Below are 14,253 nucleotides of genomic sequence, written 5' to 3' on the forward strand. Positions count from 1 at the left end.
TTTCATCCGGCCGTCATCTGTTGCTGATGGATTGGCGTGCCGATGCGCGCGACTTCTTGAGTGGACTTGAGCTGATTTCAGCGCGAAGTTCGCTTCGGGGCAGGACTCGTCAGGTCGTCGAAGAAGGAGAAAACATGTCGCAACTGCTCCATCCCGTCTCTCGCCGTGGTCTCCTAGCCGGGGCCGCCGCCACAGGGGCGCTGATCGCGCTTCATCCCTTCTCCGCCCGGGCGCAGGCCAACCAGGCGCATCTAAGGATCATGGAAACCACCGATATCCATGTGAACGTGCTGCCTTATGACTACTACGCCGACAAAGCCAATGACACGATGGGCCTGTCGCGCACGGCCTCCCTCATCGACGCGGTGCGCAAGGAAGCCGCCAATTCGATGCTGATCGACAATGGCGACCTTTTGCAGGGCAACCCGATGGGCGACTACATCGCCTATGAGAAGGGCCTGAAGGAGGGCGATCTCCATCCGATCATGAAAGGCATGAACCTGCTCGGCTACGAGTGTTCGACACTGGGCAATCACGAATTCAACTATGGCCTGTCCTTTCTGGACAAGGTGCTGGCCGGCGCCAATTTCCCGTTCGTCTGCGCCAACCTGATCCGGGGTACCGAGCTTGCCGCCAACCCGCGCGACGACAAGCTCTACCTCAAGCCTTACGTAATCCTGGACAAGAAGATCAAGGACGGGTCAGGCTCGGAGCAGCCGATCAGGGTCGGCATCATCGGTTTCGTGCCGCCGCAGATCATGGTCTGGGACCTCAAGAACCTCGAAGGCAACGTCAAGACACGCGACATTGTCGAAGCGGCGAGGGCGTGGGTGCCGCGGATGAAGGAGGAGGGCGCCGACATCGTCATCGCGCTCTCGCATTCCGGCATCGACGTCAAGCAGGGTGACATGATGGAGAATGCCTCGTTCTTTGTCGCCGGCGTCGAAGGCATCGACGCGGTCTTCACCGGCCACCAGCATCTGGTCTTCCCCGGCAAGAAAGATTTCCAGGCGCTCGAGGGCGTCGACGCACAGAAGGGGACGCTGCAAGGCAAGCCCGCCGTCATGGGCGGGTTCTGGGGCTCACATATGGGCCTGATCGACCTGATGCTGGAGCGCGACGGGTCGAAGTGGAAAGTGGTCTCGGCGACATCGGAGGCACGGCCGATCTTCGAGCGTGTCGACAACAAGAACAAGCCGACCGTCCCGGACGACAAGCGCATCATCGCCGCTCTCGAGCAGGACCACCAGGCGACGCTCGCCTATGTGCGCCGCCCTGTCGGCAAGACGTCCGCGCCGCTCTATTCCTATTTCGCGCTGGTCGCTGACGACCCGTCGGTGCAGGTCGTCAGCCAGGCGCAAACCTGGTACCTGAAGGACATCTTGAAAAGCACACAGTGGAAGGACGTGCCGTTGCTGTCGGCGGCGGCCCCGTTCAAAGCCGGTGGACGCAACGGCGCCGATTACTATACCGATGTGCCGGCGGGCGACATCGCCATCAAGAACGTCGCCGACCTCTACCTCTATCCCAACACGGTGCGCGCCGTGGAAATCACCGGGGCTCAGGTCAAGGAATGGCTGGAAATGTCGGCCGGCATCTTCAACAAGATCGAGGCGGGGAAGGCTGACCAGGTCCTGATCAACACTGATTTTCCGTCCTACAATTTCGACGTCATCGACGGCGTCACCTACAGGATAGATCTGTCGCAGCCGCCGAAATACGATGCCAAGGGCGGCGTCGCCAATGCCGGTTCCAATCGCATTGTTGAGCTTATGTTCGACGGAAAACCGATTGATCCGGCAGCGAAATTCGTCGTCGCGACCAACAATTACCGGGCTGGCGGCGGTGGCAATTTCCCCGACATCAATGCCGCGAAGATCATTTACGAGGCGCCGGACACCAACCGCGACGTCATCGTCCGCTACATCGTCAGCCAGGGCACCATCAACCCGTCGGCCGACGACAACTGGTCGTTCGCGCCGTTGCCGGGAACCAGCGTCGTCTTCGACACCGGCGTCAAGGCAAAGGACGTCATCGCCGATGTGAAGTCGCTGAAGATCGAACCTGCCGGCGAGGGCGAAGCTGGCTTTGCCCGATATCGCATCCTTCTCTGATCAGCCGTCAAAGCTGGATGCGGTCAGCCTTGGAGGGGCCGGCGGCACGAATCGCCCGACATGACAAGATCCAGCGCATCGATGGAAATGCCGCCGCAAAAGGAAGTCGACGTGCGTACCCAGCTACGCCTTGTAGACCACCTGGCGCACATCGATGTAGCTGGCTCGGAAGCCGGCTTCGCAATAGTGCAGATAGAACTCCCAGAGTTTCTTGAAACGATCGTCGAAACCGAGCGGCACGATTTTCTCCCACGACCCTCGGAAACGCTGGCGCCATTCGGCAAGCGTACGGGCATAGTCCTCGGGGAAAACGCGTTCGCGCAGATGGGCAAGGCCGTGCGCGGCGCCAAGTGATTTCAAGATGGACGGCGTCGGCAGCATGCCGCCCGGGAAGACGTAGCGCTGGATGAAATCCGGCCTTGCGCGATAGGTGTCGTAGGCGGCTTCGTTGATGGTGATGATCTGCAGCCCAGCGAGGCCGCCAGGCTTCAGGCAGTCCTTCATCTTGGAGAAGAACACCGGCCAGTATTTCTCGCCGACCGCCTCGAACATCTCGATCGAGGCGATGCGATCGTAGGTGCCCGTTTCGTCGCGGTAATCCTGCAACTTGATGTCGACCTTTTCGGCAAGGCCGGCCCTGGCGATGCGCGCCTTGGCGAAGTCGTGCTGCTCGCGGCTGATGGTCAATCCAGTAACCCGGCAACCGATTTCGCGTGCCGCGAATTCGGCAAAGCCGCCCCAGCCGCAGCCTATCTCCAGCACATGATCCTTCCCGCCTATGCCGGTATCCCTGGCCAGCGCCCGGTATTTGGCGGCCTGGGCGCTCTCGAGATCGTTGACGCCATTCGCGTAAAGCGCCGAGGAATAGGTCATGCTCGGGTCAAGCCATTCCTTGTAGAAGGCGTTGCCGAGATCGTAGTGCGCGGAGATATTGCGCTTCGATCCCGCGCGTGTGTTCTCGTTGAACCAGTGACGGATGCGCTGGACTGTGTTGATGAGCCAGCTGGCGCCGCCGGCAACCCTCTCACCGAAGGCGGAGTTGACCACGAATAATTCCAGGAAGCTGGTGACGTCCGGGCTTTCCCAATCGCCATCCATGTAGGATTCGGCAACACCAATTGTGCCGCCGGAAAAGGCGCGGCCCGGCAGGCGCCAGTTCTTGAGCACCAGTTCGGCATCGGGCCCCGGCGCCTTGCCGCCGACGAGAACGGCGCGGCCGTCCGGCATCCAGACTTTCAGCGAACCGCGCGGCAGGTTCATCGCCGCCGACAGCACCATGCGCGCCTTGGCCGGCAGGCCCTTGACGATCTCGGCGAAATTGAACTCGTCGAGCCTGACCGCGTCGCCCGGCGCTATGCCATGATGTTCCCCGTGTGCCATTCCAAGCCCCTGGATCTCCGTGGTGCCGGCGCAATCGCCGAGCCGCGGTTCTCTTGGTTCATTCGCCGGGTTCGAACGCCGTTGCCTGGTCCCGGTAGCTTGCGGATCCGGCGACAGGCGGGCTCGAACGAAGCGCTTCCCGATGAATGCCTGCGCCAATCTTCCACGCCATGAGGCGGAACTTCAAGAGGCATACCAAGAGCTGGACTGTGCCACGCGGGCGGCTGGCATCCGCCGCCTTGCGGCAGGCTGCTGCCCGAAATCGAAAACGTCTATGGCAGCCGCGGCGCTAGTGCGATAGCTTTAGCCATGCGTTATGTGATTGTCATTGCCGCCATCGCGTTCTTCCTGATCTGGGACGGTCTCTACAATCAGGGCCGGTATCTCGACGTCACGGTCAGGGAACTCTCCCATGTCGTGCGCTACGTCACCGGAAAAGCCTGATATCCCCTCTTGAGATAGCAGCCTGGCGCCTCATTTGAGGTGCTCACCGGTGTGAGACGAGGTCCAGCCCGATCGAGGCGCGTCGCAAGGACGCGTGGCGCCATGACCGGTTGACGCAAAGAGACCGCCGTCACAAAAGACCCCGACATTTCAGATCGAGGAGGCGGGATTGATCCGGCATATCGTTTTCTTCAGCGCGCGCCGCAAGGAAGATGTGGAAGCAGTTCGCACCGGACTGCTGGCGCTTGGGGACATTCCTCATTCCAGTCTCTTCGAGGTCACGTTGAACACCAAGGTCGACCCGCTGTCGGATGAAGTCGATGTCGTCGTCTACGCGGAATTTGCCGATGACGCGGCGCTGGCAGCCTACAAGTCGCATCCGCTCTATGCGCAGACCACCAGCAAGGTCAAACCATTGCGCGAGCTGCGCTATTCCGCTGATGTCGTCGCTGGAAGCTGATCCCGTGCCGGGATAGCCTCATGTCAAGTCCAGTTGCGGCGGAAGGGAAAGTCCACGACTGTTTCAGGTGGTTGTTGCGGGGCCGCCGCCGGCGGCATTGCGATCAAGTCTTGAACCGATCTTCCGAATGATGCACATCGCGCTTCCATGACCTCGTCAGGCATTCATCCGCTCGATCATCTGGTTCTGCCGACGCAGAGCCTCGATGTGGCGCGTGCCCGGCTCAACGCCCTTGGCTTCGTCGTCGCTCCGGCCGGAATCCATCCGTTTGGCACGGAAAACTGCTGCGTTTTCCTCGCCGACGGCACCTATCTGGAGCCGCTTGCGATCGGCCGTGAACAGGCTGCGACAGAGGCGGCTGCCGAGGGCAATGTCTTCGTTGCGCGCGATCGCCTCTATCGCGAAAGTCGTGGCAACGAGGGATTTTCCGCGGTGGTGCTTGGCACGGACAATGCCGATGACGACCATGAACGCTATGTCGAAGCGGGTCTGTCGGCGGGAGACAAGCTGAGCTTCTCCCGAGCCTTCACCGACACGGCGGGCAAAAGCGATACGGCGTCATTCAAGCTCGCCTTTGCCGCGGCTCCCGGCCAAACGGACGCATTTCTTTTTGCCTGTCAGCGCATCAACGCGCCGAGAGTAGACCGAGGAGCCTTGCAGGCTCACCTCAATGGGGTCGACGGAATTGTCGAGGTGGTTGCAATCAGCAGCGCTTCCGCCGAGCAGCATCGGCTGATTTCAGTGGCGGTCAATGATCAGGCCGCCGATGCGCACGAGTGCGTTTTTCATCTGCCGAACGCGGCCTTGACCGTGCTGGAGGCCGCCGCTTTCACGGCGCGCTTCGGCATACCGGCCGGTACGCCATCAGAATTGCACTTCGCCGCCGTGGTTTTTTCGATCCGCGACATTGGCGCCACCGCAGGCCTGCTTGCGACCAATGCCGTCCAGCACGATATGTCGGGCAATGACATCATCGTGCGGCCGGCATCCGGGCAGGGCGCGGCTTTCATCTTTCGGGAGATCCCATGAGCAACCCCCTGGCCCCCAATTCGTCGGTAACCGTCGGCAACGTCGTCTTCGACAATGCGGGACCCCTGGCGCTGATCGCCGGCCCTTGCCAGTTCGAATCGCGCCAGCATGCCTTCGACATGGCCGGCACGCTGAAGGAGCTGACCGGCAGGCTCGGCATCGGCCTCGTCTACAAGACGAGTTACGACAAGGCCAATCGCACCTCGTTATCGGCAACGCGGGGTGCCGGCATGGATGCCGCGCTTCCCGTCTTCGACGAGTTGCGCAAGGAATTCTCGCTTCCCGTGTTGACCGATGTCCACACCGAGGAACAGTGCGCGATCGTGGCGCCGCATGTCGACGTGCTGCAGATTCCGGCCTTCCTGTCGCGCCAGACCGATATGCTGGTCGCCGCCGCGAGGACGGGCAAGGTCATCAATGTGAAGAAGGGGCAGTTCCTCGCGCCCTGGGACATGCAGAACGTCGTCGCCAAGATCACCGGCTCAGGCAATGCCAATGTGCTGACCACCGAGCGCGGCGCTTCTTTCGGCTACAACACGCTGGTGTCGGATATGCGGGCGCTGCCTGTCATGGCCGAGATCGGCGCCCCGGTGATCTTCGACGCCACCCATTCGGTGCAGCAGCCGGGCGGGCAGGGCGGATCGTCTGGCGGGGAGCGCCGCTTTGTCGAGACGCTGGCCCGCGCGGCCGTTGCAGTCGGCGTTGCCGGCGTCTTCATCGAGACCCACCAGGACCCCGACAATTCGACTTCCTCCGACGGTCCCAACATGCTGCCGCTAAAGGATATGCCGGCACTGCTGGAAAGGCTGATGGCCTTCGACAGGATTGCAAAGGGCTGAAAAGCCAATGTCTTGTAGCGGATAAGCCCCGGTTGTAGGCTCGTCCGGCAAATGAGCGCTTTGGCAGGAGGAAGCCAATGTCCGTCGCCCGCGTCACCGAAATCACCTCGTCGTCCAGGAAAAGCTTTCAAGATGCCATCGAGAAGGGAATTGCGCGCGCCGCGAAGACCCTGAAGAACGTCGAAGGCGCCTGGATCCAGGACCAGAAGATCGTCGTCGAGGATGGCAAGATCGCGGCCTATCGCGTCAATATGAAGGTGACTTTCATCCTCGCGGAGTGATTGGGCAGCCGCCAAAAAAGTCGGGAACTTTCGCCCGCGCCCCTCATTGTCAAAGTGCGGATTAACGACAACGAGGAGCAAACAATGACGACGCAAACAGGCCACACCGAAGCCATTGCCGCTTCGCGAGTCATCGGCACGACCGTCTACAACACCCAAGGCGACAGCATCGGCAGCATCGAGGACGTCATGCTCGACAAGACGTCGAACGGCATCATGTTCGCGGTGATTGGATTTGGCGGCTTTCTCGGCATAGGCGAGAAGTACCACGCCATCCCCTGGGCAAGCCTCGACTATGATGAGGCAAGGGGCGGCTATGTCATACCCTTCTCCAAGGAACAGCTGAAGGCAGCGCCTGCCCATTCGATCAACGAACTGGCCGGCGCGGATGGCGAGAGCGCGCGCGACGAGTCATACGAATATTACAAGGTCGCGCCCTACTGGCATTGACGCCACAATCGAAAAAAGGGGGTCGTTTCCACGGCCCCCTTTTTGATTCAAACGCAACGCTACTCGCTGATGTGCAAAGCCGGCAAAGACGCAATAGCCTTTGGCGGCGACTGCTGGTTGTCGCATGACGTCAGGAACGCCGCGGCGATCAGGAACAGACTGACAATACCGCTCAACTCAGACATGGCGAACCCCTCCTGTTTCGCCCCGCGATAACATTCCTAACCCGAAATGCGCGTCCGGTGGCATGACTTATGATGACAGGAAATTGCGCTTCGTGAATCGGGCGGGCGGCACTATTCGATCAGGCCCCGATTGCCTTTTGCGTCGCTTTGGCTAAGACGGGCGCGACGTTTTCTCCAGATCAATCGAGGACATCGCAATGACCGCCATCATCGACATTGTCGGGCGTGAAATCCTGGACAGCCGTGGAAACCCGACCGTCGAGGTCGATGTTGTTCTCGAAGACGGTTCGATGGGCCGCGCCGCGGTGCCGTCGGGTGCCTCCACCGGCGCCCACGAAGCCGTCGAGCTTCGCGACGGCGGCGCCCGCTACCTTGGCAAGGGCGTGCTCAGGGCCGTCGAGGCGGTCAATGGCGAATTGTTCGAGGCGATCGGCGGCATGGAAGCCGAAAACCAGATCCATATCGATCAGACCATGATTGAGCTTGATGGCACGCCCAACAAGAGCCGGCTCGGCGCCAACGCCATCTTGGGCGTTTCGCTGGCGGTCGCGAAGGCCGCGGCCGATGCAGCCGGGCTGCCGCTCTACCGCTATGTCGGCGGCACCAAGGCGCATGTCCTGCCTGTGCCGATGATGAACATCATCAATGGTGGCGCGCATGCCGACAATCCGATCGACTTCCAGGAATTCATGATCCTGCCGGTCGGTGCGCCGACGCTGCGCGAAGGCGTGCGCTGGGGCTCGGAAATCTTCCACACGCTGCGCAAGAAGCTGAAGGATGCCGGCCACAACACCAATGTCGGCGACGAGGGCGGCTTCGCCCCGAACCTGAAGAGCGCGCCGGTGGCGCTCGACTTCATCATGGAATCGATCGAGAAGGCCGGATTCAAACCAGGTGAAGAGATCGCGCTCGGCCTCGATTGCGCCGCGACCGAGTTCTTCAAGGACGGCAACTATGTCTATGAGGGCGAGAAGAAGACGCGCGATCCCAAGGCGCAAGCCAAGTACCTCGCCAAGCTCGCGGCCGACTATCCGATCATCTCGATCGAGGATGGCCTTGCCGAGGACGATTGGGAAGGCTGGAAGTACCTGACCGACCTGATCGGCAAGAAGACGCAGCTCGTTGGTGACGATCTCTTCGTCACCAACACGGCGCGCCTGCGCGACGGCATCCGCATGGGCGTCGCCAACTCGATCCTGGTCAAGGTCAACCAGATCGGCTCGCTGACCGAGACGCTGGATGCGGTCGAGACCGCGCACAAGGCTGCCTACACCGCCGTCATGTCGCACCGTTCGGGCGAAACCGAGGATTCGACCATTGCCGATCTCGCCGTCGCCACCAATTGCGGGCAGATCAAGACCGGCTCGCTGTCGCGCTCCGACCGCATGGCCAAATACAACCAGCTGATCCGCATCGAGGAAGAACTCGGCAAGCAGGCGCATTACGCCGGCAAGTCGGTGATCAAGGGCTGATCCGGCCGCACATCGTTGATACGGAGAGGGCGGGACATCCCGCCCTTTTTCATTTCAGGCCGGCATGGCGGTCTCCCGTAACCGTCCGTTAAGCACAATCAGGCGAAAAAGACTTCGAGCCGTTTGAGTTCGCGGCACGGGGAATCGGTTATGTGGACGCGTCAGCACAAGCAGAGAAACACCGGCCGGCTGATCATTCCCTCGCTGTGCGTGCTGTTCCTGGCTTATTTCGGCTTCCATGCCTATCACGGTGAATTCGGCATCAATTCGAAATACAAGCTTGAGGCCGAGACGGTTGCGTTGCAGGGTCAGCTCGATGCGATCAAGGCACGCAGGATGGAACTCGAGCGGCGCGTCAAGCTCATGCACGACGGCACGCTGGAGAAGGACATGCTGGACGAGCAGGCGCGCAAGGCACTCAATCTGTCGCAGGCCGACGAGATCACCATCATGCTGCCGGCTCCGGCGAAGTAACCAATTTCAGGTTAATCAGCAATATTTTCAATGATTTTAATTGCTTAGGCGCATGCCAGCTATGCAATTTCGACATGGCGGAACGCCTTTCTACGTGTTAGCCTCCCATAAATCGAAGGGGAGGGCGATCTCCCCGGAGCAGTTTGATCTTGCTCCAGTGTCCGCAAAGAGACGCCAACAGGGAGTGATGCATGGCCACCGCAGCCAGAAAAGCGCCTGCCAAATCGAAATCCGACGGCAAACCCGGTCTATCAGCACCCAAGCCTGTTGACTTCACCAAGGACGAAGAGCTTGCCGCCTACCGGCACATGCTGCTCATCCGCCGTTTCGAGGAGAAGGCCGGCCAGCTCTACGGCATGGGCTTCATTGGCGGTTTCTGTCACCTCTATATCGGCCAGGAAGCGGTCGTCACCGGCATGAAGATGGCGCTGATCGACGGCGATCAGATGATCACGGCCTATCGCGATCACGGCCACATGCTGGCGATGGAGCTGTCGCCGCGTGGCGTGATGGCCGAGCTGACCGGACGCCGCGGCGGCTTGTCCAGAGGCAAGGGCGGTTCCATGCACATGTTCTCCAAGGAGAAGCATTTCTATGGCGGTCACGGCATTGTCGGTGCGCAGGTGTCGCTTGGAACAGGTCTGGCCTTTGCCAACCGCTACCGCGACAACAACAATGTCTCGCTGACCTATTTCGGCGACGGCGCCGCCAACCAGGGCCAGGTCTACGAAAGCTTCAACATGGCCTCGCTGTGGAAGCTGCCGGTGATCTACATCATCGAGAACAACCGCTACGCCATGGGCACCTCGGTGTCGCGCTCTTCGGCGGAAACCAATTTTTCGCATCGTGGCGCGTCGTTCAAGATTCCGGGCATCCAGGTCGACGGCATGGATGTGCGTGCGGTGAAGGCGGCTGGCGATCTGGCTACCGAGTGGTGCCGTGCCGGCAACGGGCCGATCATTCTCGAAATGCAGACTTATCGCTATCGCGGCCACTCGATGTCCGACCCGGCGAAATATCGCTCCAAGGAAGAAGTCCAGAAGATGCGCTCCGATCATGATCCGATCGAGCAGGTCAAGGCGCGGCTCATCGAGAAGAAGTGGGCGACCGAGGACGAACTCAAAACCGTCGACAAGGAGGTTCGCGACATCGTCGCCGACGCCGCCGAATTTGCCCAGCACGACGCGGAGCCGGATCCGTCCGAGCTCTGGACCGATATCGTATTGTAAGGGAGGGCCAGGACATGCCGATCGAAATTCTCATGCCCGCCCTCTCGCCGACCATGGAAGAGGGCAATCTTTCCAAGTGGTTGAAGAACGAGGGCGACAAGGTCGTCGCCGGCGACGTCATTGCCGAGATCGAAACCGACAAGGCGACGATGGAAGTCGAAGCCGTCGACGAAGGTACGCTGGGCAAGATCCTGATCGCCGCCGGCACCGAAGGCGTCAAGGTCAACACGCCGATCGCCGTTCTGCTGCAGGATGGCGAAAGTTCTGGCGACATCGACAAGGCCTCCAAGGCGGCTCCCGCCTCGACGCAAGACGCGGTGTCAACTGGTGGGCAGCGCGCCGACGCGGCCGAGGAAGGCTCGCAACGGGCGCCGCAGGATGCTGGAGAGGCGCCGAAAGCCTCCGTCCCCGCCGCCCCGGTGGTCAACCTCGCTGCCGATCCGGACATTCCTGCCGGCACCGAAATGGTCTCGACCACGGTGCGCGAGGCGCTGCGTGATGCCATGGCCGAGGAAATGCGCCGCGACGGCGATGTCTTCGTCATGGGTGAGGAAGTCGCCGAATACCAGGGCGCCTACAAGATCACACAGGGCTTGCTGCAGGAATTTGGGCCGCGGCGCGTCGTTGACACGCCGATTACCGAGCATGGTTTTGCCGGCGTTGGTGTCGGCGCGGCGATGGCTGGGCTGAAGCCGATCGTCGAGTTCATGACCTTCAACTTCGCCATGCAGGCGATTGACCAGATCATCAACTCCGCCGCCAAGACGCTTTATATGTCGGGCGGCCAGATGGGCGCGCCGATCGTGTTCCGCGGGCCAAATGGCGCGGCGGCCCGCGTCGCGGCGCAGCACTCGCAGTGCTATGCCGCCTGGTACAGCCACATTCCAGGCCTGAAGGTCGTTATGCCGTATACGGCCGCCGACGCCAAGGGCCTGCTCAAGGCAGCGATCCGCGATCCGAACCCGGTCATCTTCCTCGAGAATGAAATCCTCTACGGCCAGTCCTTCGACGTTCCGAAGCTGGACGACTTCGTGCTGCCGATCGGCAAGGCGCGCATCCACAAGGCAGGCAAGGATGTCACCATCGTCTCCTTCGGCATTGGCATGACCTATGCGGTGAAGGCTGAAGCGGAGCTGCGCGGCATGGGGATCGACGCCGAGATCATCGACCTCAGGACTATCCGTCCGCTCGATCTCGACACCGTCATCGCCTCGGTCAAGAAGACCAACCGGCTGGTCGTGGTCGAAGAAGGCTACCCGCAGAATTCGGTTGGCGACCACATCGCCAACCAGGTCTCGCAGCGCGCCTTCGATTTCCTCGACGCACCGGTCATCACCATTGCCGGCAAGGACGTGCCGATGCCTTATGCGGCGAACCTCGAAAAACTGGCTTTGCCGAATGTCGGCGAAGTCATCGAGGCCGTCAAAGCCGTCGCATATCGCTGAACCGGCTGGGAGGACAATATGCCAATCAACATCACCATGCCGGCGCTCTCGCCCACGATGGAAGAGGGCAATCTTTCCAAGTGGCTGGTCAAGGAAGGCGACAAGGTTTCGCCGGGCGACGTGATCGCCGAGATCGAGACCGACAAGGCGACGATGGAGGTCGAGGCCGTCGATGAGGGCACGGTTGCCAAGCTGGTCGTCCCGGCCGGCACCGAGGGCGTCAAGGTCAACGCGCTGATCGCGGTGCTTGCGGCGGAAGGCGAAGATGCCGGCGCGGCGACGAAAAGCGGCGGCGCCACACCGGCGAAAGCCGAAGCTCCGAAAGCGGATGCGCCCAAAGCCGAAGCGCCGAAGGCTGAAGCGCCAAAGGCCGAGGCCCCCAAGGCGCAGGCGGCTCCGGCCGCCGACGGCAACGCGGCTGGCGAACGCACCTTTGCATCGCCGCTTGCCCGCCGTATCGCCAAGGACGCCGGCGTCGACGTCTCTGCGGTCACCGGCACCGGCCCGCACGGCCGCGTGGTCAAGGCTGACGTAGATGCCGCGATTGCAGGTGGTGGCGCCAAGGCGGCACCGGCTGCCAAGGCTCCGGCCGGCGCGCCTGCCTCCGCCCCGGCGGTAAAGGCGATGTCGGACGAGCAGGTGCTGAAACTGTTCGAGGAAGGCTCCTACGAACTCGTCCCGCACGACAATATGCGCAAGACCATCGCGCGGCGCCTGGTCGAAGCAAAAACCACCATCCCGCATTTCTATCTGACGCTCGACTGCGAACTCGACGCGCTGCTGGCTTTACGCACTCAGCTCAATGCCGCGGCACCGGTGAAGAAGACCGACAAGGGCGAGGCTCCCGCCTACAAGCTGTCGGTCAACGACATGGTGATCAAGGCGATGGCGATGGCGCTGAAGGCGGTGCCGGATGCCAATGCCTCATGGACCGAGAGCGCCATGGTCAAGCACAAGCATGCCGATGTCGGCGTCGCCGTTTCGATCCCCGGTGGCCTGATCACGCCGATCATCCGGCATGCCGACGAAAAGACGCTGTCGGTCATCTCCAACGAGATGAAGGACCTGGCCAGCCGCGCCCGCAGCCGCAAGCTGAAGCCGGAAGAATATCAAGGCGGCACGACGGCCGTTTCCAATCTCGGCATGTTCGGCATCAAGGACTTTGCCGCCGTCATCAACCCGCCGCATGCGACGATCCTGGCGGTCGGCGCCGGCGAGGAGCGGGCGGTGGTCAGGAACGGCGAGATCAAGATCGCCACCGTGATGTCGGTGACGCTGTCGACTGACCATCGTGCGGTTGATGGCGCGCTGGGGGCCGAACTGCTGGTCGCCTTCAAGAAGCTGATCGAGAATCCGATGGGCATGCTGGTCTAGGAAAGGGAAAGGCTGTGCGGATATTCTTCACCAGCCTTTTCGCCTTTTTGATTTCCGGCTTGACCGGCGGCCTTATCGCGCAATGGTTGGCTGTCGCCACCGGCGCCGAGGAAGAATACATCATCGTCTTCATGTTCTCGGTGCTGGTGACTTTTGTCGCCACCTTCATCTTCTTCGTTGCGCAATTGACGAACGATCCGGTCGCGGCCGTTGCCAGGGCGGGCAAGTGGACGCTGATTGCCTTTGTGGCGCTTCTCGTCCTGCTGGTCGCGCTGATCCTCTACAGCGACAGCAGTGCCGCTGTGGTCAGGAAAGACATACCGATGGTTGCCGGTCTCGGTCTGCCGGGCCTGGTGACGATCGTCATCCATTGGTTGTTCGTACGCTGGCGCGTGAAGCGCGGCGTGGCCGACACAAAGGCAGGTTGAACGGATGAAGACGGTGCTTTGTTACGGCGACTCGCTGACCTGGGGCTACAATGCCGAGGGCGGCCGTCATGGGCTCGGGGATCGCTGGCCAAGCGTCCTGCAAGCAGGCCTCGGCGGAGGCGTTCAAGTCGTCGCCGAGGGGCTCAATGGCCGCACCACCGCCTTCGACGATCATCTGGCCGGAGCCGATCGCAACGGCGCGCGGCTGCTGCCGACAGTGTTGACGACGCATGCGCCGATCGACCTGATCGTCATCATGCTCGGCGCCAATGACATGAAGCCATGGATCCATGGCAACCCGGTTGCCGCCAAGCAAGGCATCCAGCGGCTGATCGATATCGTGCGTGGCCACGACTATCCGTTCGACTGGCCGGCACCGCAGATACTGATCGTTTCGCCGCCTCTTGTCAGCCGCACCGAAAATGCCGACTTCAGGGAGATGTTCGCCGGCGGCGATGAGGCCTCGAAGCAGCTTGCGCCGCAATACGCCGCACTCGCCGACGAGGTCGGCTGCGGCTTCTTCGACGCTGGCACGGTGGCGCAAACAACACCTCTCGATGGCGTCCACCTCGATGCCGAGAATACGCGAAACATTGGCGAGGCGCTGACGCCGGTCGTGCGCGTCATGCTGGAATTGTGATTGAAGGAG

At 61.5% G+C, this 14,253-nt stretch carries 16 protein-coding genes; 14 read left to right on the forward strand and 2 right to left on the reverse strand.

Annotation, left to right across the window (positions count from 1 at the left end; translation table 11 throughout):
- Positions 1 to 134: 134 nt before the first annotated feature.
- Entirely contained in the window at positions 135 to 2,114 is a 1,980-nt protein-coding gene (locus tag FJ936_RS26305) for a bifunctional 2',3'-cyclic-nucleotide 2'-phosphodiesterase/3'-nucleotidase (protein ID WP_140793727.1), read from the forward strand.
- 123 nt (positions 2,115 to 2,237) lie between these two features.
- On the opposite strand, the gene FJ936_RS26310 is transcribed toward FJ936_RS26305, so the two are convergent.
- On the reverse strand, positions 2,238 to 3,494 hold the full coding sequence (locus FJ936_RS26310; RefSeq protein ID WP_140793725.1) for a cyclopropane-fatty-acyl-phospholipid synthase family protein: 1,257 nt from the start codon (positions 3,492 to 3,494) through the stop codon (positions 2,238 to 2,240).
- Between the two features lie 309 nt (positions 3,495 to 3,803).
- Between FJ936_RS26310 and FJ936_RS31200 the strand changes: the two genes are divergently transcribed.
- The 6 genes from FJ936_RS31200 to FJ936_RS26335 all read left to right on the forward strand — a co-directional run bounded on the left by FJ936_RS31200 (position 3,804) and on the right by FJ936_RS26335 (position 6,997).
- The gene (locus FJ936_RS31200; RefSeq protein ID WP_023773660.1) at positions 3,804 to 3,938 is read left to right on the forward strand and encodes a hypothetical protein; all 135 of its coding nucleotides are present in this window, start codon (positions 3,804 to 3,806) and stop codon (positions 3,936 to 3,938) included.
- Between the two features lie 169 nt (positions 3,939 to 4,107).
- Complete coding sequence (locus FJ936_RS26315; protein ID WP_015317942.1) at positions 4,108 to 4,398, forward strand: Dabb family protein; 291 nt, start codon at positions 4,108 to 4,110, stop codon at positions 4,396 to 4,398.
- A gap of 147 nt (positions 4,399 to 4,545) precedes the next feature.
- On the forward strand, positions 4,546 to 5,427 hold the full coding sequence (locus FJ936_RS26320) for a VOC family protein (protein WP_140793723.1): 882 nt from the start codon (positions 4,546 to 4,548) through the stop codon (positions 5,425 to 5,427).
- Positions 5,424 to 6,266, forward strand: a complete 843-nt coding sequence (kdsA, locus tag FJ936_RS26325) for a 3-deoxy-8-phosphooctulonate synthase (protein ID WP_140793721.1) — start codon at positions 5,424 to 5,426, stop codon at positions 6,264 to 6,266. The genes FJ936_RS26320 and kdsA overlap by 4 nt, the downstream gene beginning before the upstream one ends.
- A gap of 77 nt (positions 6,267 to 6,343) precedes the next feature.
- Entirely contained in the window at positions 6,344 to 6,547 is a 204-nt protein-coding gene (locus FJ936_RS26330) for a dodecin family protein (RefSeq protein ID WP_015317939.1), read from the forward strand.
- Between the two features lie 84 nt (positions 6,548 to 6,631).
- Positions 6,632 to 6,997, forward strand: coding sequence for a PRC-barrel domain-containing protein (locus FJ936_RS26335; protein WP_015317938.1), 366 nt, complete (start codon positions 6,632 to 6,634; stop codon positions 6,995 to 6,997).
- 59 nt (positions 6,998 to 7,056) lie between these two features.
- Here the strand turns inward: FJ936_RS26335 and FJ936_RS31205 are convergent, their stop codons facing one another.
- On the reverse strand, positions 7,057 to 7,182 hold the full coding sequence (locus tag FJ936_RS31205; RefSeq protein WP_140619584.1) for a hypothetical protein: 126 nt from the start codon (positions 7,180 to 7,182) through the stop codon (positions 7,057 to 7,059).
- A gap of 197 nt (positions 7,183 to 7,379) precedes the next feature.
- Here FJ936_RS31205 and eno point away from each other — a divergent pair, with 197 nt between their 5' ends.
- From eno to FJ936_RS26375, 7 genes are all read left to right on the forward strand, one after another.
- Complete coding sequence (gene eno, locus FJ936_RS26345; RefSeq protein WP_015317936.1) at positions 7,380 to 8,654, forward strand: phosphopyruvate hydratase; 1,275 nt, start codon at positions 7,380 to 7,382, stop codon at positions 8,652 to 8,654.
- Between the two features lie 150 nt (positions 8,655 to 8,804).
- Complete coding sequence (locus FJ936_RS26350) at positions 8,805 to 9,128, forward strand: septum formation initiator family protein (RefSeq protein ID WP_140619588.1); 324 nt, start codon at positions 8,805 to 8,807, stop codon at positions 9,126 to 9,128.
- Between the two features lie 191 nt (positions 9,129 to 9,319).
- Positions 9,320 to 10,357 carry a pyruvate dehydrogenase (acetyl-transferring) E1 component subunit alpha gene (pdhA, locus tag FJ936_RS26355; RefSeq protein ID WP_015317934.1) on the forward strand — a complete coding sequence of 346 codons (1,038 nt, stop codon included), beginning with the start codon at positions 9,320 to 9,322 and terminating at the stop codon, positions 10,355 to 10,357.
- Between the two features lie 14 nt (positions 10,358 to 10,371).
- Positions 10,372 to 11,802 carry a pyruvate dehydrogenase complex E1 component subunit beta gene (locus FJ936_RS26360; protein ID WP_015317933.1) on the forward strand — a complete coding sequence of 477 codons (1,431 nt, stop codon included), beginning with the start codon at positions 10,372 to 10,374 and terminating at the stop codon, positions 11,800 to 11,802.
- An 18-nt stretch (positions 11,803 to 11,820) separates the two neighbouring features.
- On the forward strand, positions 11,821 to 13,176 hold the full coding sequence (locus FJ936_RS26365) for a pyruvate dehydrogenase complex dihydrolipoamide acetyltransferase (protein WP_141907144.1): 1,356 nt from the start codon (positions 11,821 to 11,823) through the stop codon (positions 13,174 to 13,176).
- Between the two features lie 14 nt (positions 13,177 to 13,190).
- Entirely contained in the window at positions 13,191 to 13,604 is a 414-nt protein-coding gene (locus FJ936_RS26370; protein WP_140792899.1) for a hypothetical protein, read from the forward strand.
- A 4-nt stretch (positions 13,605 to 13,608) separates the two neighbouring features.
- Positions 13,609 to 14,244 carry an SGNH/GDSL hydrolase family protein gene (locus tag FJ936_RS26375; RefSeq protein WP_140619598.1) on the forward strand — a complete coding sequence of 212 codons (636 nt, stop codon included), beginning with the start codon at positions 13,609 to 13,611 and terminating at the stop codon, positions 14,242 to 14,244.
- Positions 14,245 to 14,253: the final 9 nt, after the last annotated feature.

Source organism: Mesorhizobium sp. B2-4-13 (genome assembly GCF_006658535.1).
Taxonomy (GTDB): domain Bacteria; phylum Pseudomonadota; class Alphaproteobacteria; order Rhizobiales; family Rhizobiaceae; genus Mesorhizobium; species Mesorhizobium australicum.

Excerpts from the sequence above, each read along its gene's own strand:
- FJ936_RS26330 (WP_015317939.1), top strand. The coding sequence starts at position 6,344 with ATGTCCGTCGCCCGCGTCACCGAAATCACCTCGTCGTCCAGGAAAAGC.
- FJ936_RS26365 (WP_141907144.1), top strand. The coding sequence starts at position 11,821 with ATGCCAATCAACATCACCATGCCGGCGCTCTCGCCCACGATGGAAGAG.
- FJ936_RS31200 (WP_023773660.1), top strand. The coding sequence starts at position 3,804 with ATGCGTTATGTGATTGTCATTGCCGCCATCGCGTTCTTCCTGATCTGG.
- FJ936_RS31205 (WP_140619584.1), bottom strand. The coding sequence starts at position 7,182 with ATGTCTGAGTTGAGCGGTATTGTCAGTCTGTTCCTGATCGCCGCGGCG.
- FJ936_RS26350 (WP_140619588.1), top strand. The coding sequence starts at position 8,805 with ATGTGGACGCGTCAGCACAAGCAGAGAAACACCGGCCGGCTGATCATT.
- pdhA (WP_015317934.1), top strand. The coding sequence starts at position 9,320 with ATGGCCACCGCAGCCAGAAAAGCGCCTGCCAAATCGAAATCCGACGGC.
- FJ936_RS26310 (WP_140793725.1), bottom strand. The coding sequence starts at position 3,494 with ATGGCACACGGGGAACATCATGGCATAGCGCCGGGCGACGCGGTCAGG.
- FJ936_RS26335 (WP_015317938.1), top strand. The coding sequence starts at position 6,632 with ATGACGACGCAAACAGGCCACACCGAAGCCATTGCCGCTTCGCGAGTC.
- eno (WP_015317936.1), top strand. The coding sequence starts at position 7,380 with ATGACCGCCATCATCGACATTGTCGGGCGTGAAATCCTGGACAGCCGT.
- FJ936_RS26305 (WP_140793727.1), top strand. The coding sequence starts at position 135 with ATGTCGCAACTGCTCCATCCCGTCTCTCGCCGTGGTCTCCTAGCCGGG.
- kdsA (WP_140793721.1), top strand. The coding sequence starts at position 5,424 with ATGAGCAACCCCCTGGCCCCCAATTCGTCGGTAACCGTCGGCAACGTC.
- FJ936_RS26360 (WP_015317933.1), top strand. The coding sequence starts at position 10,372 with ATGCCGATCGAAATTCTCATGCCCGCCCTCTCGCCGACCATGGAAGAG.
- FJ936_RS26375 (WP_140619598.1), top strand. The coding sequence starts at position 13,609 with ATGAAGACGGTGCTTTGTTACGGCGACTCGCTGACCTGGGGCTACAAT.
- FJ936_RS26320 (WP_140793723.1), top strand. The coding sequence starts at position 4,546 with ATGACCTCGTCAGGCATTCATCCGCTCGATCATCTGGTTCTGCCGACG.